The 22609-nt window shown below is 73.0% G+C and carries 20 protein-coding genes; 4 read left to right on the forward strand and 16 right to left on the reverse strand.

Features of this window, described 5'->3' with window-relative positions:
- Positions 1 to 263: 263 nt before the first annotated feature.
- Positions 264 to 1760 (forward strand): purine-cytosine permease family protein, encoded by a 1497-nt coding sequence (locus ACH4PU_RS00400; RefSeq protein WP_398265278.1) that lies wholly within the window; start codon positions 264 to 266, stop codon positions 1758 to 1760.
- A gap of 100 nt (positions 1761 to 1860) precedes the next feature.
- Here the strand turns inward: ACH4PU_RS00400 and ACH4PU_RS00405 are convergent, their stop codons facing one another.
- The 3 genes from ACH4PU_RS00405 to ACH4PU_RS00415 form a co-directional block, all read right to left on the reverse strand.
- A complete protein-coding gene (locus tag ACH4PU_RS00405) occupies positions 1861 to 2268 on the reverse strand; it encodes a hypothetical protein (RefSeq protein WP_398264055.1) in 408 nt (135 codons plus the stop codon).
- A 529-nt stretch (positions 2269 to 2797) separates the two neighbouring features.
- Positions 2798 to 4042: a helix-turn-helix domain-containing protein gene (locus ACH4PU_RS00410; protein WP_398264057.1), complete on the reverse strand. Its 1245-nt coding sequence runs from the start codon at positions 4040 to 4042 to the stop codon at positions 2798 to 2800.
- A gap of 122 nt (positions 4043 to 4164) precedes the next feature.
- Positions 4165 to 4728 (reverse strand): HAD family hydrolase, encoded by a 564-nt coding sequence (locus ACH4PU_RS00415; RefSeq protein WP_398264060.1) that lies wholly within the window; start codon positions 4726 to 4728, stop codon positions 4165 to 4167.
- A 329-nt stretch (positions 4729 to 5057) separates the two neighbouring features.
- Here ACH4PU_RS00415 and ACH4PU_RS00420 point away from each other — a divergent pair, with 329 nt between their 5' ends.
- Positions 5058 to 6935: an endonuclease/exonuclease/phosphatase family protein gene (locus ACH4PU_RS00420; protein WP_398264062.1), complete on the forward strand. Its 1878-nt coding sequence runs from the start codon at positions 5058 to 5060 to the stop codon at positions 6933 to 6935.
- Between the two features lie 61 nt (positions 6936 to 6996).
- Here ACH4PU_RS00420 and ACH4PU_RS00425 read toward each other — a convergent pair whose 3' ends face one another.
- The 5 genes from ACH4PU_RS00425 to ACH4PU_RS00445 all read right to left on the reverse strand — a co-directional run bounded on the left by ACH4PU_RS00425 (position 6997) and on the right by ACH4PU_RS00445 (position 14295).
- Entirely contained in the window at positions 6997 to 7770 is a 774-nt protein-coding gene (locus tag ACH4PU_RS00425; protein ID WP_398264064.1) for a serine hydrolase, read from the reverse strand.
- 80 nt (positions 7771 to 7850) lie between these two features.
- The gene (locus ACH4PU_RS00430) at positions 7851 to 9269 is read right to left on the reverse strand and encodes a sugar porter family MFS transporter (protein ID WP_398264066.1); all 1419 of its coding nucleotides are present in this window, start codon (positions 9267 to 9269) and stop codon (positions 7851 to 7853) included.
- 283 nt (positions 9270 to 9552) lie between these two features.
- A complete protein-coding gene (gene smc / locus ACH4PU_RS00435) occupies positions 9553 to 13101 on the reverse strand; it encodes a chromosome segregation protein SMC (RefSeq protein ID WP_398264068.1) in 3549 nt (1182 codons plus the stop codon).
- A 308-nt stretch (positions 13102 to 13409) separates the two neighbouring features.
- On the reverse strand, positions 13410 to 13616 hold the full coding sequence (locus ACH4PU_RS00440; RefSeq protein WP_004944922.1) for a hypothetical protein: 207 nt from the start codon (positions 13614 to 13616) through the stop codon (positions 13410 to 13412).
- 397 nt (positions 13617 to 14013) lie between these two features.
- A complete protein-coding gene (locus tag ACH4PU_RS00445; protein WP_398264071.1) occupies positions 14014 to 14295 on the reverse strand; it encodes an acylphosphatase in 282 nt (93 codons plus the stop codon).
- Between the two features lie 167 nt (positions 14296 to 14462).
- On the opposite strand from ACH4PU_RS00445, the gene ACH4PU_RS00450 reads away from it, so the two are divergent.
- Entirely contained in the window at positions 14463 to 15923 is a 1461-nt protein-coding gene (locus ACH4PU_RS00450) for a CAP domain-containing protein (protein WP_398264073.1), read from the forward strand.
- Positions 15924 to 16047: 124 nt separating this feature from the next.
- Here the strand turns inward: ACH4PU_RS00450 and ACH4PU_RS00455 are convergent, their stop codons facing one another.
- Complete coding sequence (locus tag ACH4PU_RS00455) at positions 16048 to 16632, reverse strand: flavodoxin family protein (RefSeq protein WP_398264075.1); 585 nt, start codon at positions 16630 to 16632, stop codon at positions 16048 to 16050.
- A 129-nt stretch (positions 16633 to 16761) separates the two neighbouring features.
- Between ACH4PU_RS00455 and ACH4PU_RS00460 the strand changes: the two genes are divergently transcribed.
- Positions 16762 to 17181: a winged helix-turn-helix transcriptional regulator gene (locus ACH4PU_RS00460; RefSeq protein WP_398264077.1), complete on the forward strand. Its 420-nt coding sequence runs from the start codon at positions 16762 to 16764 to the stop codon at positions 17179 to 17181.
- A gap of 4 nt (positions 17182 to 17185) precedes the next feature.
- Here ACH4PU_RS00460 and mutM read toward each other — a convergent pair whose 3' ends face one another.
- The 7 genes from mutM to rsmD all read right to left on the reverse strand — a co-directional run bounded on the left by mutM (position 17186) and on the right by rsmD (position 22518).
- Complete coding sequence (gene mutM, locus ACH4PU_RS00465; RefSeq protein ID WP_398264079.1) at positions 17186 to 18052, reverse strand: bifunctional DNA-formamidopyrimidine glycosylase/DNA-(apurinic or apyrimidinic site) lyase; 867 nt, start codon at positions 18050 to 18052, stop codon at positions 17186 to 17188.
- Between the two features lie 98 nt (positions 18053 to 18150).
- Positions 18151 to 19098, reverse strand: coding sequence for a ribonuclease III (rnc, locus tag ACH4PU_RS00470; RefSeq protein WP_398264081.1), 948 nt, complete (start codon positions 19096 to 19098; stop codon positions 18151 to 18153).
- A 19-nt stretch (positions 19099 to 19117) separates the two neighbouring features.
- Positions 19118 to 19291 carry a 50S ribosomal protein L32 gene (rpmF, locus tag ACH4PU_RS00475; RefSeq protein ID WP_003951102.1) on the reverse strand — a complete coding sequence of 58 codons (174 nt, stop codon included), beginning with the start codon at positions 19289 to 19291 and terminating at the stop codon, positions 19118 to 19120.
- A 2-nt stretch (positions 19292 to 19293) separates the two neighbouring features.
- Positions 19294 to 19890, reverse strand: a complete 597-nt coding sequence (locus tag ACH4PU_RS00480; RefSeq protein ID WP_223771882.1) for a DUF177 domain-containing protein — start codon at positions 19888 to 19890, stop codon at positions 19294 to 19296.
- Between the two features lie 241 nt (positions 19891 to 20131).
- Positions 20132 to 21292 carry a cell division initiation protein gene (locus tag ACH4PU_RS00485; protein ID WP_398265281.1) on the reverse strand — a complete coding sequence of 387 codons (1161 nt, stop codon included), beginning with the start codon at positions 21290 to 21292 and terminating at the stop codon, positions 20132 to 20134.
- A gap of 108 nt (positions 21293 to 21400) precedes the next feature.
- Positions 21401 to 21880, reverse strand: a complete 480-nt coding sequence (gene coaD, locus ACH4PU_RS00490) for a pantetheine-phosphate adenylyltransferase (RefSeq protein ID WP_398265285.1) — start codon at positions 21878 to 21880, stop codon at positions 21401 to 21403.
- A gap of 29 nt (positions 21881 to 21909) precedes the next feature.
- A complete protein-coding gene (gene rsmD, locus ACH4PU_RS00495) occupies positions 21910 to 22518 on the reverse strand; it encodes a 16S rRNA (guanine(966)-N(2))-methyltransferase RsmD (RefSeq protein ID WP_398264084.1) in 609 nt (202 codons plus the stop codon).
- Between the last annotated feature and the right edge of the window lie 91 nt (positions 22519 to 22609).

Raw genomic sequence — 22609 nt, forward strand, 5'->3', positions numbered from 1 at the left:
ATCCCGATATCCGACGTCGTCAGTCCTGCCGCCAGGGCGCCTCAACGCCCGACGACGCGGCACTCCCGTGTTCTTCTGTTCTTCCGCCGCCGCTCTTGTGCTTTTCCACAAGGACCAATGGCACTAACTGCGCAAAGTTGGAAGTAAGTACGATGGTCCGGGCTGCGCGACGCGCGTAGAGTCCGACTGTTCCTTTCTGTCCCCCGCTGTTCAGGGCCCGCCCTGTTCACACCCCGCACGGAGCCCCCGATATGGCCCCCACCATGGACAACGCTGCCGAAGGCGCCAACGTGTCCAGCACCGACGGCGTCGCGAGCGCCATCGAGACGCGCGGCATCGAGCCTGTCCCCGACCACGAGCGGCACGGCCGGGTCCGGGAGCTCTTCCCGACCTGGGTCGCCGCCAACATCAGCGTCCTGCTGCTCACCATGGGCGCGGCGCTGATCGTCTTCAACTCCCTGAACTTCTGGCAGGTCCTGATCGTCGCCGCCTGCGCGGCGCTGGTCTCCTTCGGTCTCGTGGGTGTCCTGTCGGTCTCCGGCAAGTGGGGCGGCGCGCCGGGCGCGATGCTCTCCCGCGCGACGTTCGGTGTGCGGGGCAACCTCTTCCCGGGCGCGATCCTCTGGGTGGCCCGTTTCGGCTGGGAGACGATCAACGCGGTCACCGGCGCGTACGCCGTGCTGACCGTCCTCGACCTGGTCTTCGGCGTGAAGAGCAACACCGCGCTGATCGTGGTCACGCTGCTCGCGTTCGTGGCGAGCACGTTCCTGGTGAGCGGCATGGGGCGCAAGGCGCTCAACGTCTGCAACACCTGGTCGACGTACCTCTTCGGCATCTTCAGCGTGCTCGTCCTCGGCTACCTGATCGCCAACATCGACTGGGACGAGGTCTTCTCGAAGCCCGCGGGCACCACGGCCATGGTGGTCGCCGGTGTCGGCACCATCGCCGCCGGCGGCATCAGCTGGGTCCCGACCGGCCCGGACTTCGCCCGCTATCTGCCGCACTCGGCGTCGGGCAAGAAGATCGTCGGGACGACGATCTCCGGCGCGGGTCTCGTCATGGTGCCGATGGTGCTCATGGGTGCCGTGATGGCCGTGTCCACCCCGGACCTGGCGAACGCCGCCGACCCGGTCTCCTTCCTCGGCGACATCCTCCCGACCTGGCTCGCGGTCCCGTACCTGATCACCGCCATCGTCGGCATGCTGCTGATCAACAGCCTCTCCATGTACTCGGCCGGCTTCACCGCCCAGACCATGGGCGTCAAGCTGCCGCGGGCGATGGCCGTGAGCATCAACGCGGTGATCTCGCTGGTCGGCGGCCTGATGCTGATGCTGGTGGCGAAGAGCTTCCTGAGCTCCTTCATCACCTTCCTGATCCTGCTCGCGGTCTCCTTCTCCGCCTGGATCGGCGTCTACGCGGTCGACATGTTCCGCCGCCGTTCGCGCGCCGTGCGCTACGACCCCGAGGCCCTCATGGACACCGGCCGCACCAGCCGTTACTGGTACGTCGGCGGCTTCTGCTGGCAGGCCATGACGTCCTGGGCCGTGGCCCTGCTGGCGGGCCTCTGCTTCACCGACTGCGCCTGGTTCACCGGCCCGCTGGCCACGACCTTCATCGGCAAGTACGGCCTGGGCTGGGCCGCGACCATCGTGATCTCCGCGATCATCATGGCCGTCCTCCCCACCCCGCGCGAGACGGGCGCCGCCCCGGTCCCGTCCCAGCGCGACGACGAGACGGCCCGCCCGAAGGCCACCGTCTGACGGCTCCGCCGTTCACGTCCACCTGACGGCTCCGCCGTTCACGTCCACGACGCCCCCGCACCGGCCACCGGTGCGGGGGCGTCGCGCGTGAAGCGGCCCGTCAGCGCGGCGACGCGCCCCCGAGCAACTCCCGCAGCCGGTCGGGAGCGCACAACATGCCCTCCCCGTCCGGCGCGGGCAACAGCCAGAAGGCGCCCGGCGGACGGCGGCGCGTGGGGACCGGGACGGCCAGGTAAGGGGTGTGACGAGTCGCCCCGAGGCAGTGGGTGTGCACCACGTCCCATCCTGTGGCGGCGTCCGGCGGCACGAGCGCGGTATACCGGTCCCGCAGCCGGGAGACGATCACCGCCGCGGTGATCCCGCCCTCCCGGAACCACGCCTCCACCGCGCCACGCTCCCGGCTCGCGGCCCGCCTCTCGACGAGCGCGGCGGAAACGTGGACGGCGTCAAAGTGGACCCCGGCCCGCAACGTGGCCGGCAGCCCCTTGGCCCGCGCTTCCCGGGCCACCCCGGGGTGCACCTCCCGCGAGACGAGCTAGGCGGCGGGGCCGGTGGCGAGCCAGGGGTGGAGGCGGAGGAGAGAGGTCATGGGCGGGGCTTTCCCTTGGGGGCCGAGATGGCATCGGTGGACCGCGGCTGGCTCCCGGCCCGGCCCGCCACTCGCTCATGGCAAGGGCAGTCGCACAGCGAGCGCTCGGTACGGTCACGGTCGGAGTCGCCGGAGATCCAGCGGATCACCGTGGCTCCGGGGCACCGCGCATGCTGTCCGAAGTGACACAGGTCGGATGTCCGAGGCTGTGCCACGTCCGGGACGGGCCCTTGGTCGCGGTGGTCGGGCCGGGCTCGCAGGTTGCCCGTTGCCGGGCGCCCTGAGGCGCTCTGCTCGGCAGGCAGGGCGGTCGCCCGATCCGTCGTGGTGATGTCCATAAAACTCCCTGAGCCGCTGACGGACGTGGTGTGGCGCCGACCGTACGGCTCTGGGAAAAGCGGAAGGGACAGGATTCCTGCCCCTCGCTCATGAGTTCCAGCAGGCGCAGTCAGGCCGCCAGAACCCCCAGTTTCACGGCGAGTTCGCCGGCACGCCGCCGTCGCTCCGGGCTCCGGGACTCCGTTTCCTCCAGCACGATCCGCCGCGCGTAGCCGTTGTAGGCGATCGTCTCCGGTGCCGTCGCGTGGGCCTCGGCCAGGATCGCCAGGGCGGCGTCCGGCCGGCCGGCGAGGTGGTGGGCGCGGGCTTCCTCGATGCGGTGCCGCGCCCTGCGGGGGCGGGACGGGATCAGGTTCCCGTTCGCCCGGGCGGACTGCCTGACGGACTCGGGGCCCGCACGCAACTCGACGGCGACGGTGACGGCGTGGGCCGACATCACGGTCGTGGAGAACGAGGTGACGGGGTGGTAGTAACCAGAGGGCAGCCCTTCCGCGACCCGACGAGCCCTGTCCCACCAGCCCCACGCGGTCCCCGCCTCACCACGCCGTGCCGCCGTGTACCCCGCCTCGAAGCGCAGAGCCCCGGTGACGGCACGCACCTCGGTGCTCGCCTCGGGGAGCAGCGGCTCCAGGAACCGCAGCGTCTCCGCGTTGACGGTCTCCGCCGCGTCGAAGTGCCCGGCGTCGCGGTGGGCCTGGACGGTCAGCCAGGCGGCCACGCCGATGGCGTGCGGATCCTCGGACTCCTGGGCGGCGACCATGCCGCGTTCGGCCACCCGCCAGAGGAGGGCCGGGTCGGGCTGGTAGGCCACGAAGAACTGGGCCAGGGAGTACACCTCGGACAGGACCGCCTGCACCGCCCGCCGCTCGGCCGACGACTCGGCGGCCCGCGCGCCACACTGCGCGTCACGGATCAGGCCGGGCAGCAGCGCGCCCACGGCCGCACGATGGTGGGCGGCGGAATGGCGCGCCGCCCAGGCGCGGTCGAGCCGCAACCGCAGGTGCGTGGCCGGCACCGGCTCGCGCTCGCACCGGACCGGAAACGCGTCCACCGCCTCCCGTACCGCAGGCAGGAGCCGGTGCCCCGGGCCCGTGAACAGCTCGGCCGACATGCCCGGGTCGCCGGTCAGTTCGACCAAGTCGCGCACGCGCAGGACCTCGGCGATGCGCAGGATCATCGACAGGGACGGCATGTTGAGGACGCCGTTCTCCACCTGCTTCACCCACGACGGCGACCGCCCGAGCAGCCCGGCGAGCACCGGACGGCTCATTCCGCGGCGAGTGCGCAGGATCTGCATCCGCTGGCCGAAGACCAGCGGATGGGCGTACGGGTCCGGGGCGGCCTCGTCCGGCATGGGATGCCCTTCTTCGCGTGGCTCGACACGGCAGCGGCTCGACACGGCAAGCGTAGAGCGCGGGCGCGTGGTCACGTCAGCGCTCACCCCTATGCGGGACTGCAGTTGGGGCGGCGGATCGCCTACTCAGAACTCTGAAGCACATCTTTCGAACGCAGTAGTACAGCGAGCTCCGTCAAGGGCCGGACGCGCCAGTCCGCCACGGCCGCTTCCGCGCTGTCCGCCCAGAGGTGCCCCAACGGCCCTCGCCGCAGGTGCGCCGTGCGGAACCCGGCCGCCGCCGCGGGAACGCAGTCGTGGGCAGGGTGATCACCCGCGTAAACCGTACGCTCCGGCGAGGTCCCGGCCAGCTCGGCCACGCGGGCGAAGAAGGTGGGGTCCGGCTTGGCCACCCCCCACTCCCCCGAGGTCGCGACGGCGTCGACAGGAAGGTTCATGGCCCGGAGCAGGTCACCGGCCCGGGCGGTCTGGTTGCCGGCCAGAAACACGCGCAGACCGGTGGAGCGGAGCGCCCGCAACGCCGGGCGGGCGTCCGGGTACAGATCCGACTCATCCAGCCGTTCGCCGAGTCCCGCCGTTTCCTTGGCGCGGGTCTCAGCGGCGAGGTCGACACCCGGCCGGAACATCCGAATCGCGTCGGCGTTGTCCCGCCCCTGCGCCACGACGGCGCCGACCAGCGCGGACAAAGTGTGCCGGGGAACCGCGAGCCAGTCCGCCCAAGAGGCCCAGCCCCGGTCGTCCTTGATGATCGTTTCACCGACGTGTCCCTCGCCGCCGGAGCGGGATCGCGGTCACGGCCGCCCCGGGCACCACCCCGCGGTCGCCTTCGAACGGTGCCGACGGTCCGTACGCGCGGAAGAACAGGGCGGCTGTGTGGCCGAAAGCCTTACTGCAGAGGGCAGTTGAGGCACGGGAAACCCTTGACGCGGACCTTCCCAACATGAACGGATCGATTCCGCACTTGTCTGCGCTTGTCTGCGCTTGCCCATTCCCGTTCTCCCGTGAGGAGACCACGATGCGCACACCCTTATTACCCGGGCCCCGGCCCCGCTCCCGGCCCGGCCCCGTCTCCCGTTCCGGAACCCCCAGATCGCGGCTGACCGCCGTCCTCACCTCCGGGCTGCTGGCGGCCGGGCTGCTGGTCGGGGCCGGGGCCGCGCCCGGGGCGGGCGGTGACGTGGCGCGGGCGGACGGCCGGGACGTGCAACAGACCGGCGGCGACCGGCCGTTCACCACGTACAACATGCAGGGCTCGGACCACGGGCTCCGCTGGTCCGGCGAGGTGGGCCCGCTGACGATGCGGAACGAGGTGGTCGCCCTCCAGGAGGCGGGCAGCGGGCCGCCCGCCGCGGCGCACCAGCGGTACGGCGTCGGTGAGTCGATCCGCATCCCCGGCCCGTTCCCGTACGGGCTGCCGGGCCATGTGAACCACACGGTGTGGCGCTACCGCCACAACACCCGCCACGTGTACTTCCTCCAGACCGACCCGCAGCGCGACAACAGAACGCGGCGGGACCGCTGGCAGGGCGGCCGGGTCAACCTCGCGGTGGTCACCCACGCCCGCGCGGACGAGATCCGTGTCATCGAGAACCCGCTGTACAACCGGGACGAGCCGCGGAACGAGTACCGCTACCGCCGCGCCCTCGGCGTACGGATCGGCAACACCGTCTACTACAACGTCCACGCGCGCGGCGCGGACGTCGGCCCGCTGCTCCGGCGGATCCGGGCCGCCACCCGGGCCGGCGAGAACTGGGTGATGGTCGGGGACTTCAACCTCGACATCCGCAACCGCACCGACCGGCAGGCCCGCGAGCAGAGCCTCCGCCTGCGGCCCGACGAGCGGCTGGCGCGGACGGGCCGCTCCACCCACCAGCGGGGCGGCGAGCTCGACTACGCGATCACGCGCGGCACGCCCGCGTTCAACGCGGGCATCCCCTCGGCGCGCGGCGCGGACCACTACCCCGTCCAGTTCGAACCGGCTCCGACGCCCGTGCCGGCCGCGCCCGACGGGCCGGTCCAGAACTTCTCCACCGGCCTGGAGAACGCCGGGACCGGTCTGGTCCTGGACGCCCCGGACGGCGCCGGAAACCGGGTGACCACCGCGCAGCGGCGGTACAACACCCGCCAGCGGTTCCGGATGGACACCGTGCAGGGCCACTGGTACCGCTTCGCCCACGGCGGCAGCCCCCGGTTCGCGTCCGGTGCACGCGCCGCCGCCCCCACCCTGTGCCCGGGCGTCAACCCGTTCCTCCCGCTGTCCGTCATCATGCTGCCGTGCGACGCGCCGGGAGCGCAGTGGCGTCCCGAGGACCCGGGCGCGCCCGGCGGCCCGCTGCGCTGGCGCAACTCCCTTCGCTCGGAGCTGTGTCTGACCGGCGGCCGGAACGGCGAGGCCGGCGCGCTCCCGTGCAACGACAGCGCGGAACAGCAGTGGTGGGACAGCTCCCGCGCCGTGCCCGAGCGGGTGTGGGAGGAGACGGACGGACGGGTCCGGCTGCGCGCCTCGAACGGCCTCGACCTGGACACCTACGGCGGGATCGGCCGCGACGGCACCGCCCTGACCGTCCGGCGGCCCGACAGAATCAACAGCCAGCGCTGGGACGTCCAGTACGCGGGCGAGGGCAACAACATCGTCCGGCTGCGGAACATCGCCGGCGGCAAGCTGTGCGCCGACCTCCTGAACGGCGACCGTTCCGTCCTGCACGGCTGCACCGCCGGCAAGAACGACGGCACGAACCACCGCTGGCAGGCGGAGACCTACCGCGACGGTTCCCTCCGCTTCCGCAACGAGACATCACACCTGTGCCTGGTGGCGCCCGCGCGGGAGGCGGCCTACGTGACGATGGAGACCTGCGCCGAGGACGCCCGGCAGCGCTGGACGGTCGTGCCGTGAGGCGGTGACGCCGTAGCGGTGTGACACGACGGGCCCGGGGACGGTCGTCCCCGGGCCTCCGTCACCCGCTCCTACCCCCGCTCCCCCGCCGTCCCCCGAGCTCGTGCCGCCGCTCCCACACCCCCGCCGAGACCCGCGCCAGCAGCCGCGCCGCCGGGTCCTCGACGTCGTCGCCCGAGCCGAGCGGGCCCGTGTAGCAGACGGCGATCGTGTAAGGCGGGGCGTCGGGCGGGTGGACGACGGCGGCGCTGTGGCGAAGGCCGGTGATCCAGCCGTTCTTGCCGGCCAGGCGGGTGCCCGGGGGCAGCCCCGCGGCGAGGTCGACGGCGTGGGCGTTGTGCTCCAGCAGGGCCAGGACCTCGGGTTCCAGCGAGACCAGGAGGGCGCTGAGGTCGCGCGCGGTGACGTGGTTCTGGAGGCCGGCCGCGCGGGCGCGGTGGTCCTCGATGCCGCGGGTGACGGTGCTGCGGGTGGCCCCGGCCCGGCGCCAGACCTCGGCCACGGCCGCGTACCCGGCCTCGGCCAGGCAGAGGTTGGTGGCCAGGTTGGACGAGTGGGTGACCATCCGCTCGGCGAGCCAGCGCAGCGGGACCGTCTCGCCGAGCCGTCGCCAGGGCAGCGGATCGCTGTCCTCGGCGGGGTCGTTGGCGTACGTGCCGCCGGCCGCGGAGGCGAACCGGTTGACGACCGGGACGGGCCGGTCGAGGTCGGTGCCGGAGCGGTGGAGGGCGGCCAGGACGGCCACCTTCATGGTGCTCGCGGCGTAGTGCACCGCGTCCGCGTTCCGCTCGATCACCGGGGGGCGGCCGTAAGGGGCCACGACGAGGGAGAGCACGGTCTCAGAGTAGACAGCGGACAGGCCGCCCCGGTGCGAACCGGGACGGCCTGTCCGTGGAGAAGGGCGGCGGGGGGATGTCAGCCCATCTCCTCCAACGCCTTGCCCTTGGTCTCCTTGACGTACTTGAGCACGAAGGGGATGGAGAGCACGGCGAAGACCGTGTAGATGATGTAGGTGCCGGACAGGTTCCAGTCCGACAGGCTCGGGAAGCTCGCCGTGATGGCCCAGTTGGCGATCCACTGGGCGGCCGCGGCCACGCCCAGCGCCGCGGCGCGGATGCGGTTGGGGAACATCTCGCCGAGGAAGACCCAGACCACGACGCCCCAGGAGAGGGCGAAGAAGAGGACGAAGGCGTGGGCCGCGATCAGGGCGACGGTGCCCTGGGCGGTCGGCAGCGAGCCGTCGCCGGCCTGGGAGGAGAACGCCCAGGCCTCCAGGGCCAGGGAGACGGCCATACCGGCCGAACCGACGATCGCGAGCGGCTTGCGGCCGATCCGGTCGACGAGGAGCATCGCGACCACGGTGCCGACGATGTTGATGATCGACGTGGTGAACGAGTAGAGGAACGAGTCGCTCGGGTCGATGCCCACGGACTGCCACAGGGTCGCCGAGTAGTAGAAGGCGACGTTGATGCCGACGAGCTGCTGGAAGACCGAGAGGCCGATGCCGACCCAGACGATCGGGAGGAAGCCGGCCTTGCCGCCCAGGAGGTCCTTGAAGCTGGACTTGTGCTCGCTGCGCATCGCGTGCTCGATCTCGGCGACGCGGCCGTCGAGGTCGACGTCCTTGCCCTCGACGTCCGCGAGGACGGCCTTGGCCTTGTCGATCTTGCCGACGGAGATCAGGAAGCGCGGGGACTCGGGGATGGCGAAGGAGAGCAGGCCGTAGAGGACGGCCGGGACGACCATGACGCCGAGCATCAGCTGCCAGGCCTCGATGCCCAGCACCTTGCCGCGCTGGTCGCCGTCGGCCATGTTGAGGATGCCCCAGTTGACCAGCTGCGAGATGGCGATGCCGACGACGATCGCGGCCTGCTGGAAGGAGCCGAGGCGGCCGCGGTACGCGGGCGGGGAGACCTCGGCGATGTAGGCCGGGCCGATGACCGAGGCCATGCCGATCGCGATGCCGCCGAGGACGCGCCAGAAGGCCAGGTCCCAGAGGGCGAAGGGCAGCGCGGAGCCGACGGCGCTGATGGTGAAGAGGGTCGCCGAGATCTGCATGACGCGGATGCGGCCGATGCGGTCGGCGATGCGGCCCGCGGTGGCGGCGCCGATGGCGCAGCCGATCAGCGCGATGGCGATGACCTGGGCCAGGGCGGCCGAGCCGATGTCGTACTTCCCGCGGATGCCCTCGACCGCGCCGTTGATCACGGAGCTGTCGTAGCCGAAGAGGAAGCCACCCATGGCCGCGGCCGCGGTGATGAAGATGACGTGGCCGAGGTGGTCCGGCTGGGCCTTGCGGCCCTCGGCCCCCTGCGCCATCGCAGTGCTGGTCAACGTGTACTCCTGGGTTCCTCGGCGACATTGCCGGGAAAGGTGTGGGGGTGGCCTTTCCAGTGGGTCACATGATCCAAGTGCCCACCAGTTGAAGGCATAAGCGACGCAGCAGACCCTATGTCTTCATTTGGCGAAGTCAATACTTTGTGACGAAGAACTATCCCCTGCCTTTGGGGTAGTTTGCCTTCAATACTTGAAGGCGATCATGAAAAATGCCCGGAATGTGGGGCCGTTCGGGGCACAGACGATCACCAGTCCGCCGACCGGCAGGGACGAGATCCGGTCACCGCAACCGCTGGCTGATCACCTTTGAGACACCGTCGCCCTGCATGGACACGCCATAGAGCGCGTCGGCGACCTCCATCGTCCGCTTCTGGTGCGTGATCACGATCAGCTGCGAACTCTCCTGGAGCTCCCGCATGATCCCGATCAGCCGCTGGAGGTTGGTGTCGTCCAGCGCCGCCTCGACCTCGTCCATCACGTAGAACGGGCTGGGGCGCGCCTTGAAGATCGCCACCAGCAGGGCGACGGCGGTCAGCGACCGCTCGCCGCCCGACAGCAGCGACAGCCGCTTGACCTTCTTGCCCGGCGGCCGCGCCTCCACGTCCACGCCGGTGGCCAGCATGTCGTCGGGGTCGGTGAGGACGAGCCGGCCCTCGCCGCCCGGGAACAGCCGGGAGAAGACGCCCTCGAACTCCCGGGCCGTGTCCCGGTACGCCTCGGTGAAGACCTCCTCCACCCGCCGGTCCACGTCCTTCACCACCTGGAGCAGGTCGGCCCGGGTCTTCTTCAGGTCCTCCAGCTGCTCCGAGAGGAACTTGTGCCGCTCCTCCAGCGCCGCGAACTCCTCCAGCGCCAGCGGGTTGACCTTCCCCAGTTGCTGGTACGCCCGCTCGGCGGCGCGCAGCCGCTTCTCCTGCTCGGCCCGGACGTACGGGACGGGCGCGAGCTCCCGCGGCTCCTCGCCCTCCGCCGGGGGCGACGGCGGCACCGGCTGGTCCGGACCGTACTCGGCGGCCAGCGCCGCCGGTTCGATGCCGAACTCCTCCAGCGCCTTCGCCTCCAACTGCTCGATGCGCAGCCGCTTCTCGGCGCCCAGCACCTCGCCCCGGTGCACCGAGTCCGTCAGCTTGTCCAGCTCGGACGTGAGCTCCCGGGCCCGGTTGCGGCCCACGACGAGCTCGCGTTCGCGCTCCGCCTTCGCCGCCTCCGCGGTCCGCCGCTCCTCGTCCGCGCGGACCAGCGACACCTCGACGTGGGCCAGCAGTTGCCGGGCGCCGGCCGCGACGGCCGTGGCGACCTCGGCCTCGTGCCGCAGCCGCGCGCGCCGCCGCTCGGCGCGCTCCCGCGCCTCCCGCTCGGCGCGCGCCGCCCGGTCCAGCGCGTCCGCCCGGCCCGCCAGGGCCTTGGCCCGCTCCTCGTGGGTGCGCAGCTGGAGCCGGGCCTCCATCTCGGTCTGCCGGGCGTTGGCGCCGTCGGCGGCCAGCCGGTCGCGGACGGCGGTGTCCGGTTCCTCGACGAGTTCGTCCTCGCCCAGCTCCTCGGCCGCGGCCAGCCGCGCGGCCAGCTCCTCGGCCTCCTCGCGCGCCCGGACCAGGGCGTCCTCCGCGTGGGCGGCCGCGGCGGCGGCCCGTTCGGCCTCGCCCGCCGCCGCGCGGGCCTGCCCGGCGAGCCCGCCGAGCAGCTGCGCGGACCGGGACTTCTCCCGGTCGGCGGCGCTCAGCCGGGCGGCCAGCTCCTCGACGAGGGCGGCGCGACGTACGCGCTCCTCCCCCGCCTCCTGCTGCGCGCGGGCCAGCGCGGCGCAGCGTTCGTCCAGCCCGGCCAGCTCGGCGGCGGCCTCGTCGACGGCCGCCCGCACCTCCAGCAGGCTGGGCGCGCCCTCGGACCCGCCCTGGGCGAGGTGGGCGCCGAGGACGTCGCCCTCGGCGGTGACGGCGGTCAGCTCCGGCCGCGCGGCGACCAGGCGTTCGGCGTCCTCCAGCGCGTCCACGACCACGACGCCGTCCAGCAACCGCCGCACGGCGGGCAGCAGTTCGTCGGGACCGGTGACCAGGCCGGCGGCGTACCGGCCGACGGGCGGCGCGGGCCGCTCCGGGGTGGCGGCGAAAGGGGCACCGCCGAGCAGCAGGACCGCGCGGCCCACGTCCTCCTTCTTCAGCAGCCGCAGGGCCTCGGCGGCGGCCGGGAGGCCGGTGACGGCGACGCCGTCGGCGGCGGCGCCCAGGGCGGCGGCGACGGGAAGTTCGTACCCGGGGGCGACGGTGAGGAGTTCCGCGGCCGGGCCCAGCAGCCCGTCCCACCGCTCCCCCGCCGCCAGCAGGGCGCCCGTGCCGTCCTTGCGGCGCAGGCCCAGGGCCAGCGCGTCGTGCCGCGCGGTGACGGCGGCCCGGCGGCGCTCGGCGTCCGTGGCGGCCTCGCGGGCGGCGGCCAGCGCGGCGTCGGCCTCGGCCAGCGCCTCCTTGGCGGCCCGCAGCCGGCCGGCGAGTTCGGCGTCTCCGGCATCGGTGCCGTCCGCCTCGGCCTGCCGGAGCTCGTACTCCTCCCGCGCCGCCGCCGCACGCTCCCGGGCCTCGTCGCGGGCGGTCGCCAGCCGGCCGGCCTCGGCCTCGGCGGAGGCCACCCGGCCGCGGGCCGCGGTGACCCGGCCCTGGAGCCGGGCGAGCTGCTCCCGGCGGTCGGCGAGGGCGCGGGCGGCGTCGCGCAGCCGGCGCTCCTCGTCGGCGAGGCGGCGTTCGAGGTCGGCGCGGTGGGCGGAGGTGTCCTCCAGGGCCCGGCCCGCGGCCTCCACGGCGGCCTCCAGCTCGGCCTCCTGCTCGCGGATCCGGGCCGCCTCGCGCTCCAGGTCCTCGGGGTCGCGGCCGCGCCGCTCCTCGGCGGGGGCGGCGGTGGCGCTGGTGACCCGGGCGTCCGCGAGGCCGATGGTGCCGCGCACCCGCTCGGCGAGGCGGGAGAGCTCGTACCAGGTCTGCTGGGCCGTGGCGAGCCGCGGCGCCAGCTCCTCGACCTGCCGCTCCAGTTCGGCCTCCCGGCGGGCCGCCTCGCGCAGCTCGGCCTCGGTGGCGTCCTTGCGGCTCTTGAGCGCGGCCTCGTCGGCGATCTCGGCGCGCAGCGCCTCGCGCAGGGCCGTCAGGTCGTCGGCCAGCAGCCGCAGCCGGGCGTCGCGCAGGTCGGCCTGGATGACGGCGGCCCGGCGGGCCACGGCGGCCTGCCGGCCCAGCGGCTTGAGCTGGCGGCGCAGTTCGTCACTGAGGTCCTGGACGCGGGCGAGGTTGGCCTTCATCGCGTCCAGCTTCCGGAGCGCCTTCTCCTTGCGCTTGCGGTGCTTGAGGACGCCCGCGGCCTCCTCGATGAAGGCGCGGCGGCCGGCGGGGTCGGCGTGCAGGACGGAGTCGAGCTGGCCCTGGCCGACGATGACGTGCATCTCGCGGCCGATGCCGGAGTCGGAGAGGAGCTCCTGGATGTCGAGGAGGCGGCAGGTGTCCCCGTTGATCTGGTACTCGCTGCCGCCGTTGCGGAACATGATCCGCGTGATGGTGACCTCGGCGTACTCGATGGGGAGCGCGCCGTCGGAGTTGTCGATGGTGAGCGAGACCTCAGCGCGGCCGAGCGGCGGCCGGCCGGTCGTCCCGGCGAAGATGACGTCCTCCATCTTGCCGCCGCGCAGCGACTTGGCGCCCTGCTCGCCCATGACCCAGGAGAGGGCGTCCACGACGTTCGACTTGCCGGAGCCGTTGGGGCCCACGACGCAGGTGATGCCGGGCTCGAAGCGCAGGGTGGTGGCGGAGGCGAAGGACTTGAACCCGCGCAGGGTCAGGCTCTTGAGGTGCACGCGGACCGACTTTACCGTTCTGTCCTGCGCCGTTCCGGGCCCGTGCGGGCCGCTGGCGCGCCGCGACGCGATCCGCGGGCCGTGGTTTCGCCTCGGAACGGGGAGGGCACAGTTGCGGTACGGGACGGGGGGCGAACGCCAGTGGACGACGGAAGGAACGACGGGGGACGCCCGGGGAACGGAGCGGCCGGCCGGCGGGAGCCGTCGGCGGAGGCGGGTACGACGAAGGGACGCCGAAGCGTCCCTTGCAGATTCTCGAGCGGCTGACAGTGCAGCCCGACCGGGCCCCCGGAGCGGGACCGTTGCGGTCAGGCGAGCGCAGGCTCCGCCTTGGAAACGTCGATGCTGTCGAGCAGCGAGTCACCGCGGTGAGCGGCGGCAGACAGCGCGTCGTTCTCGGCCTGCATCCGGATGAGCTCGGATTCCAGGTCCTGGACTCGCTGCTGAAGCCGTCGCATCTCGGAGAGGACTCGGGGGTCGGAGCCGCCGACGTAACCGAGAAGCGCCTTTGCCATGATGGATGGTCCTCCACACTGAGTGACCGACCTAAGCGGTGTGGGTCGTGAGGGATTCGCACCCGCGGTGCTTGGCCTTCGCTCTTGCTCGTGTCTTCCATGCCAAACAGCTAAGGTGCGCGGGGCTTCCAGAGTCTCACCAAATGGTTTGACGGTCAACACGATCACACCGCGTATCGACGGGCGTCCCGGCGGTGCGCGGCGGTCGAATGCGCGGCGCCTTTCCCTGACCGGGCCCGGAGGGCGGGGAGATCATCCGTTGGGGTGCAGCCTTCCATGGCGGCGCCGTCTTGGCAACCATCAGGCAATATCCACTGAGCGCATATGCCATTGGCATATAAAGAGACCCCGGGGCGCGCCGGATTCCGGCTTCTTCCGCCCTTTCGGCGGTACCCGGTCAGCGCATCTCGAAGCCGTCGTAGCCGCCGCGCGGTGTGGCCCAGATCTCGGTGACACCGTCCACGCGCCCGGGCGTGTCCCCGCTGCGCAGCCAGTCGAGCAGTCCCTCGCACGCCGCACGGGAACCCTCGGCCACCACCTGGACGCGGCCGTCGGCGAGGTTCGAGGCGAAACCGATCAGCCCGCCGATGCGCAATGCGTTCTCCCGGGTGAACCAGCGGAAGCCGACACCCTGCACATGACCACGAACCCAGGCGGTGAGACGGACACAGTCGTTCATGTCTGCACGCTAACCGGCCAATTAGATAAGCAGCACTTCGACCCCTGATTTCGTGCCGTACAGTCGCGCCTCGAAAAGGACTAGCCCGTACGAGTGACACCCCACGCACCGTGACGCCGAGCACCCAAGGAAGGCAGCGGATGGGTCGCCATCGACGCTCTGCCCCCGTGACCTCCGAAGAAGCGACAGCGAGTCCCCGGGCATCCAGGGATCCCCTGACGAGCGAGACGACCGAGCCGGCCAAGGCCGTCACACCGGCCCCGACGCCCCCCTCACACGCGGCCGCCGAGCCGTACGACCCGGACGAGGCGCCCACCGTGCCCCTCCCGGTGGCGGTGCCGGTGGAGGTCCCCCTCCCGGCCGGTGACGCGCGTACCGGTCCGGGTGCGGCGACGCCGGGCGAGCACCGTCCGGCCAACGGCCGGCATCGCGGCCGGCGCCGGGCCGGGCGCGGGGAACGGCGGGCCGCGACGCCCGAGAGCGGCCGGTACCGACCGGATGAAGGGCCGGACAAGGCGTCCGCGCCGCGGCCGGAGAAACAGCCCAAGGAGAAGAAGGCCGCGCGCGAGAGGCGCGAGTCCGGCCGGGGCGCCGTGGCGAGGACCGGTGCCGTCGGCGGCGGCGCCGTCCGGCCGCCGAAGGCGCAGAAGGCGAAGGCCCCCGCCCGGACCGGCCTGCTCGGCGCCTCGGCCGCGGTGGCCATAGGAGCCGTGGCCATGGTCTCCGGCCTGCTGCCCGGCAATCCGCTGACCGTCGGCGACAGCAGCGGCGGCGGGCGCGGCGGCGTCCCCGGCGGCCAGGTCCGTGCCGACGCCCCGATCGAGGTGCCGCCCGGCGCCCGGCCCGGGCAGCCGCCGACCGGCGGGCACACCGGCCCGACGGTGCCGGTGGCGCGGCCGGGAACAGCGGTCGGTACGGCGTACGACCGCGGGAGCGCCCGTTCGCTGGTGCAGGCCGTCGCCCGGACGTCCGCCGAGCGTCCGCCGGCCGTCGCGGACACCACGACGGCCTCCACCGCCGCGTCCACCGCCTCCACTGCCGCGTCCGCCTCCGCATCCGCCGCGTCGGCGTCCGTCGCCGTCCCCGGCTCCGCCGCGGCCCGGGTCGCGGTCGACGCGCGGCGGCGGGACGCGGTACCGGCCGCGGCCGCGCGGGCGGAGCAGGCGGCGGCCGCCCGGCTGCGGGCCGACCATGCGGAGCATGCCGGCGAGGCGGACGCGCGGGCGGCCGCGGAGGCCGCCGCCGACACCCGGGGCGCCGCGGCGCGGACGGTCGTCGCCCTGGTCAACGCCGAACGGGCGAAGGCCGGTTGCCGGCCGCTGCGCACGGAGGCGCGGCTCACCTCCCTCGCCCAGTCGATGAGCGAGGACATGGCGCGGCGCGGCTTCTTCGACCACACCGATCCGGACGGCCGCTCCCCCTGGGACCGGGCGGCCCGGCACGGCGTCCGGAACCTGGGCGGGGAGAACATCGCCCGCGGTCATGCCGACGCGCACGCGGTCGTCGACGCGTGGATGCGCAGTGCGGGACACCGGCAGAACATCCTCAACTGCGACTACCGGACCCTCGGCGTCGGCGTCCAGCACGGCGCGGGCGGCCCGTGGTGGACGCAGGACTTCGGGTACTGAGAGAGCCGCCGCACGACGAGAACCGCGAACGCCGGCGGGCGGACCGCATCCCGGGCTTCCGGGTGCGGCCCGCCCGCCGGCGCGTGGGGGGGGGCAGCGGTCAGTGCCGTGGGGGGCGCTGCCGTCAGAGGGCGGCGCGGCCGGCCGCGAAGACGCGGGCCTGCTCGGCGACACGGCGGCCGAGGTGCGCGGCGGTCTCGGTGTCCGCCTTGTGGACGCCCTCGGGGCCCTGGTCGTTGTTGCTCTGGGCGCCGGCGCCGAGGAAGAAGCCGAGGCGGTTGAGGTCGTTCTCCGACGCCTCGGAGGTGTTCCAGCCCGGGTGCAGGCCGAGGCTCACCCAGTGCATGCCGTGCTGGCCGGCCAGGATGCCGAAGAACTGGAGGGTGTGCAGCTTGTCGCCGCTCTTGGAGCCGGAGTTGGTGAAGCCGGCGGCCAGCTTGTCGCGCCAGGCGTGGGTGAACCAGCGCTTGGAGGTCGCCTCGGCGAAGGTGTGGAAGGCGCCGGAGGCCGTGCCCATGTAGGTCGGCGAGCCGAAGACGATCGCGTCGGAGGCGTCGAGCAGCGCCCACTGCTCCTCGGTGATCTTGTCGACCTCGATCAGGTGGACGGTCGCGCCGGTCTCGGCGGCGCCGGCGCGGACGGCCTCGGCGAGGACGGCGGTGTGGCCGAAGCCGGAGTGGAAGGCGATCGAGACAACGGGCGTGGTCATGGGGTTCTCCTGAGGCAGAGCTGAGGGGGCCGGCCGGCCGTTGCGGGCCGTGCCGATAACCAAAGGAAAGCACTAACTTTTGGTTAGCGCAACCCCTAGGGAAGCGCTGTGGGAGAGTACGCTGGGTCCATGACAGCCGACGGCACCGCAGCACCGACCAGGAAGATCACCTGTACCGAGGCGCTCGCCTTCAACGTCTACGCCCGCGACTGCCCGTCCCGGGAGACCCTCTTCGACATCACCGGCCGCTGGGGCTCGCTCGCCCTCACCGCCCTGCTGGAGAACACCCTCCGCTTCAACGAGCTGCGCCGCCGCGTCGAGGGCGTCAGCGAGAAGATGCTGTCCCAGACGCTCCAGGCCCTCGAGCGGGACGGCATGGTGCACCGCACGGCACAGCCGACCAACCCGCCGCGGGTGGACTACAGCCTGACGCCGCTGGGCGAAGAGGTCGCCGAGCGGCTGATGGGCGTGATCGAGCTGGTGCAGGCCCGGCAGGCGGACATCGACGCCGCGCGGGAGCGGTACGACGCCGGCCTCCGGCCGGCCTGACGGCTCAGGCGCGCGGCGGCCGCTGACAGCGCGGGCAGAAGTAGCTGGACCGGTTCATCCAGGGGCTGCGCCGCATGGCCGTGCCGCAGCGTCGGCAGGGCTCGTCCTCCCGCCCGTAAGCGTCCAACGAGCGGTCGAAATAGCCGGATTCGCCGTTCACATTGACGTAGAGGCTGTCGAAGCTGGTGCCGCCGACGGCCAGCGCCTCGTTCATGACCTCACGGATATGGGTGAGGAGTTCGGCCGTGCGGGGGCGGGTCAGGCCGGCCGTCGGGCGGTCGAAGTGCAGCCGCGAGCGCCACAGCGCCTCGTCGGCGTAGATGTTCCCGACCCCGCTGATCAGCGACTGGTCGAGCAGGGCGCGCTTCACCGTGGTGCGGCGGCGGCGCAGGGCGGCGTGGAACGCGGCCTCGTCGAAGGCCGGGTCCAGGGGGTCCCGCGCGATGTGGGAGATGACGTCGGGGAGCGCCTCGTCGTCGCCCGGCACGGTGTCGTGGAGCGAGAGCCCGCCGAAGGTGCGCTGGTCGACGAAGCGCAGCTCGGTGCCGGCGTCGTCCTCGAAGCGCAGCCGGATCCGGAGGTGCTTCTCGTCCGGAGCGTCCTCGGGCTGGACGAGGAGCTGGCCGCTCATCCCCAGGTGGGCGAGGACGGCCCGGCCCGAGGGCCCCTCCAGCGGCAGCCACAGGTACTTGCCCCGGCGCCGCGCGGGGCCCAGCCGCTCTCCGGTGAGCTGCGCGGCGAAGTCGGCGGCGCCGGCGAGGTGCCGGCGGACGGCCCGCGGGTGCCGGACCTCGACGGAGGCGACGGTACGGCCGCACGCCCAGGCCGCCAGCCCGCGCCGGACGACCTCGACCTCGGGCAGTTCGGGCACGGTGCTCCTCCGGGGAACGGTTCGTGGGGGGTGCGGACGAGGGGGAACGCGAAACGGCCGGCCCGGGGCGCCGAAAGCACCCCGGACCGGCCGGTCGTTCACTGCGCGGCGGGCTGCGCTCCGCCGCCGGCGGGATCGGTGTCCCCGTCGACGGCCGGCTCCCGCGCGGACGCGGTGCCGGTCGCGGCGGGTGCCGCCGTCCCGTTGGCCTTGACGGCCTTGTCCTGCTGCTTGGCGGCCTTCGCCGGCGAAGCCGGCTTCCCGGTCCGCTCGGCCTCCGCGGCCTTGGCCCGGGCCTCCGCCGCACCGTGGATGGCGCGCCAGGCGGACTCGGCCGCCTGCTGCTCGGCCTCCTTCTTGCTGCGGCCGGTGCCGGTGCCGTACTCGACACCACCGACGCGGGCAGCAGCCGTGAAGGTCTTCTCGTGGTCCGGACCCGTCTCGGTGACGAGGTACTCGGGCACGCCCAGTCCCTCCGTCGCCGTGAGCTCCTGGAGGCTGGTCTTCCAGTCCAGGCCGGCGCCGAGGTTCGAGGACTTCTCGATCAGCGGATCGAAGAGCCTGTGCACCAGTTCGGCGGCGGCGTCGAGCCCCTGGTCGAGGTAGACGGCGCCGATCACGGCTTCCAGGGTGTCGGCGAGGATGGAGGCTTTGTCACGGCCGCCGGTCCCCTCTTCGCCCCGGCCGAGCCGGATGAAGGAACCCAGGTCGAGGCCGCGTCCCACCTCGGCCAGCGCCCGCGAGTTGACCACCGCGGCCCGCAGCTTGGCCAGCTGGCCCTCGGGCAGGTCGGGGTGGATGCGGTACAGCGTGTCCGTGACCACCAGGCCGAGGACGGAGTCACCGAGGAACTCCAGCCGCTCGTTGGTGGGCAGACCGCCGTTCTCGTAGGCGTAGGAGCGGTGGGTCAGCGCACGCACCAGAAGGGCGGTCTCGAGTCTGTACCCGAGCCGCCCTTCCAGAAGCGTGTGAGACGAGGCTGCGTCCTGTGGCGCCGGTCCGGATCCTGTCCCGCGTCCGCGGGACGGCGAATTGGCGTCTGACATGGAGCCTGTCACCCGCCGATCAGACCTCGAGGACCTGACGCTTGTTGTAGGTGCCGCAGCTCGGGCACGCGATGTGCTGCTGCTTCGGCTCGTGGCAGCGCTCGCACGCCACCAGGGTGGGGACCGCAGCCTTCCACTGCGACCGGCGGTGGCGCGTGTTGCTGCGCGACATCTTCCGCTTCGGAACAGCCACGGCTACTTCTCCTGTGAGTCATCCCCGGCGGGCCGGGGTGCGTTGTCCATCTCGCCGTCCTGGTCGGATCCGGCGAGTCCCTGCAGTGCCGCCCAGCGAATGTCGTGGACGTCGTGGTGGTGGTCCGGGTCGTCCGCCAGCCGCGCTCCGCACTCGGAGCACAGGCCGGGGCAGTCTTCCCGGCACACCGGCTGCAGCGGCAGTGCGAGCACCACCGCGTCGCGCAGCACGGGTTCGAGGTCGAACAGGTCGCCCTCGAGGAAGAGCGTGTCCTCCTCGTCCTCGGCGTCGTCCTCCGGTTCCGCCACGGGGCGGTTCCGGCTGTCGGCGTCGGGGTAGGAGTACATCTCCTGGAAGTCCGCTTCGAGCTCTCGCTCCAGCGGCTCCAGACACCTTACGCACTCCCCGGTGAGCGGTGCACGGGCGGTGCCTGTGACGAGCACCCCTTCCATGACCGACTCCAGTCGGAGGTCGAGCTCCACGGTCGCGCCCTCGGCGACTCCGATGACCTCGATGCCGAGGTCGGCGGGGGCCGGGATCGAGCGGGAGAGCCGCTTCAGCGCACCGGGACGCCGGCCCAGCTCGTGCGTGTCGAACACGAGGGGGGAACGGTGATCGAGGCGGGCGTTCAGGGCTTCCTGCTTTCTACGCTGCGGCGAAGGCGGCCCGTGATCACGCGCCGTACGAAACCTCGTACGCCACGACGCGGGCAGCCGGGATCGCGAATGTACGCGCGACCGAACAGTCAGGATACTGGACGGTCCGCCCCTGGCCCAATCGTGCCTTCCGCACCGACTTCGGACCCGGCTCCGGACCGCCCGCGGGACCGGCCGGGCCGGCTCAGCGCCCCTGCTCGTAACGCCGGAGCTGTTCCAGGTCGATCATGCTCGTGTCGAAGAAGCTGGTCTCGTCGAGCGCGCCGCCGCCCTGGGGCGGGACGACGACGCCCTCCAGCGGAGCGTCCTGCCGAGGGGGCGCGGGCGGGTATCCCTGAGCGGGACCCTGACCGTACCCCTGGTCGTATCCCTGCCCGTAGCCGTGCCCGTGCCCATGCCCGTGCCCGTACGCCTGCTGCCCCGCGTCCTGGGCCGGCCAGCCGTAGCCGGTCTCCTGGCCGGTGTGCCCCCCGCCGGCCCCGCCGACCGCGTACGGGTCCGTCTGGCCCGGGTACGGCTGCCAGCCGTACCCCGTCTCCTGGACCGGCTCCGGGGCCGGCTCCTGGTGCGGGACCTGGGGGGGCCAGTCGGAGCGCGGCCCGGCGGCCGGGGCCGGGTGGGCGGCGAGCTCCGCGAGGAAGTCGGCGTCCGTGGCGGGGTGCTCGGCCGGGCGGCCGTCCTGGGCGGCCAGGTGGGCGCCGAGCTCGTCCGCCGGGCGGGCGCCCAGCAGCTTCTCCCGGCCGCGGCCGACCGCCTCCAGCGTCTTCGCCAGCACCGCGGAGACGGCCGTGAGCTTGGCGTCCACGTAGGCGTCGGCGTTGCGCCGCTGGGTGGCGGGGTCGCCGCTGCGCTCGGGAACGTCGGCGCCGGGGCCCTCGGGGTCGTCGAAGCCACTGCCGTCGCCGAGGCCGAGCAGCTTCTCCCGGCCGCGCTCGACCGAGCCGCGGGTCTTGGTGAGGACGACCTCGAAGTTGGCGAGCTTGCCGTCGACGTAGTCGTCGGCCTGGGCGCGGATCTCGGCGGCCTCCCGGCGGGCCTCGGCAAGGATGCGGTCGGCCTCCTCGCGGGACTCCCGGGCGACCTCGGTGTCGGAGATCAGGGAGCCGCGCTGGGCGCGGGCGGACTCGATGATCCGCTCGGCCTCCTCGCGGGCGTCGGCGACCATCCGCTCCCGGCCGCCGATCACCTCCCTCGCCTGTGCGAGGGAGTCCGGCAGGGCGGCCCGGACCTCCTCCAGGAGGCCGAGCAGCTCGGCCCGGTTGACCACGCAGGACGCGGACATGGGCAGCGAACGGGCGCCGGCGACCGTCGCGACGATCTCGTCGAGCTTCTTCTGGACGTCCACCTTGACGATCGCCACTCTCTCCCGGACGACGGCTACGAACGCCACGACTGTACGGCCGCCGGCCGCCGCCCGGCAGCTACTGACGAGTCGTCAGTTCCCGGTGGCGGGTCAGTCGCGCGCGAGGCGCCCGGTGAGAGCGTCCAGCACGGCCGGCGGGACCAGGTGGGAGACGTCGCCGCCCCAGGCCGCGACCTCCTTGACCAGGCTGGAGGAGAGGAAGCTGTAGGTGGGGTTGGTGGGGACGAACAGGGTCTCGACGCCCGAGAGCCCGTTGTTCATCTGGGCCATCTGGAGCTCGTAGTCGAAGTCGCTGACCGCCCGCAGGCCCTTGACGATGGCCGGGATGCCGCGGTCCTTGCAGAAGTCGACCAGCAGGCCGTGGAAGGACTCCACCTCCACGTTCCCGTACTCGGCGGTGACCTCGCGGAGCAGGTCTATCCGCTCGTCCACCGTGAAGAGGCCCTGTTTGGATTTGTTGATCATCACGGCCACGTGCACGACGTCGTACAGCCTGGAAGCGCGGGCGATGATGTCGAGGTGTCCATTGGTGACGGGGTCGAACGACCCCGGACAGACGGCGCGGCGCAACAACGGTGGTTCCTCGCTCTCCGGTGCTTTCATGGCGTGCGTGACGTGCTCGGAGCGTTGTCGGTGCCGCACGCCGAGGCGGCGCGACCGTACCAAAGGGTTCCCTCGCCGTAGCGACGGGCCCTCAGCCCCTCGAAGCCCCCGGGCCACTCGAACGTGCCGCCCCGGGTGGCGCGCTCGACGGTGACCAGCGCGTCCTCTGCGAGCCAGCCGCCGGCGCGGAGTGTGAGGAGGATCTCCCGCAGTTCGTCATCGGTGACCACGTAGGGCGGGTCGAGGAAGACGATGTCGTAGGGCGCGGCCGGGGCGGGTCCCGCCGCGATCTGCTCGGCCCGGCCGGTGCGCACCTCGGCGCCCGGCAGGCCGACGGTGCGGACGTTGTCCCGGATCACCTTCGCCGCCCGGGTGTCGGCCTCCACCAGCAGCGCGTGCGCCGCGCCGCGCGACAGCGCCTCCAGGCCGACGGCGCCCGAACCGCCGTAGAGGTCGAGGACGCGGGCCCCGTCGAGCGGGCCCAGCAGGGCCGTCCAGGTGGAGAACAGGCCCTCGCGCGCCCGGTCGGAGGTCGGGCGGGTACCGGTGCCGGGCGGTACGGCGAGGCGGCGTCCGCCGGCGGTTCCGGCGATCACGCGGGTCATGGGGGTGCGGTCCTTCGGGGGTGCGGGCGGAGGGCGGCGGGGTTCGCCGCTGCCCTCAGCGTAGGCCGTGCCCCGGGGACCCGCCCCGGGG

It is taken from the genome of Streptomyces sp. NPDC021100 (assembly GCF_044333095.1).
Classification (GTDB): domain Bacteria; phylum Actinomycetota; class Actinomycetes; order Streptomycetales; family Streptomycetaceae; genus Streptomyces.

What these genes read in the sequence shown, in the direction of transcription:
- ACH4PU_RS00460 (WP_398264077.1), top strand. Translation starts at nt 16,762, where the DNA reads ATGACAGCCGACGGCACCGCAGCACCGACCAGGAAGATCACCTGTACC.
- ACH4PU_RS00445 (WP_398264071.1), bottom strand. Translation starts at nt 14,295, where the DNA reads ATGAACGACTGTGTCCGTCTCACCGCCTGGGTTCGTGGTCATGTGCAG.
- ACH4PU_RS00400 (WP_398265278.1), top strand. Translation starts at nt 264, where the DNA reads ATGGACAACGCTGCCGAAGGCGCCAACGTGTCCAGCACCGACGGCGTC.
- ACH4PU_RS00455 (WP_398264075.1), bottom strand. Translation starts at nt 16,632, where the DNA reads ATGACCACGCCCGTTGTCTCGATCGCCTTCCACTCCGGCTTCGGCCAC.
- rnc (WP_398264081.1), bottom strand. Translation starts at nt 19,098, where the DNA reads ATGTCAGACGCCAATTCGCCGTCCCGCGGACGCGGGACAGGATCCGGA.
- ACH4PU_RS00410 (WP_398264057.1), bottom strand. Translation starts at nt 4,042, where the DNA reads ATGCCGGACGAGGCCGCCCCGGACCCGTACGCCCATCCGCTGGTCTTC.
- ACH4PU_RS00420 (WP_398264062.1), top strand. Translation starts at nt 5,058, where the DNA reads ATGCGCACACCCTTATTACCCGGGCCCCGGCCCCGCTCCCGGCCCGGC.
- rsmD (WP_398264084.1), bottom strand. Translation starts at nt 22,518, where the DNA reads ATGACCCGCGTGATCGCCGGAACCGCCGGCGGACGCCGCCTCGCCGTA.
- ACH4PU_RS00440 (WP_004944922.1), bottom strand. Translation starts at nt 13,616, where the DNA reads ATGGCAAAGGCGCTTCTCGGTTACGTCGGCGGCTCCGACCCCCGAGTC.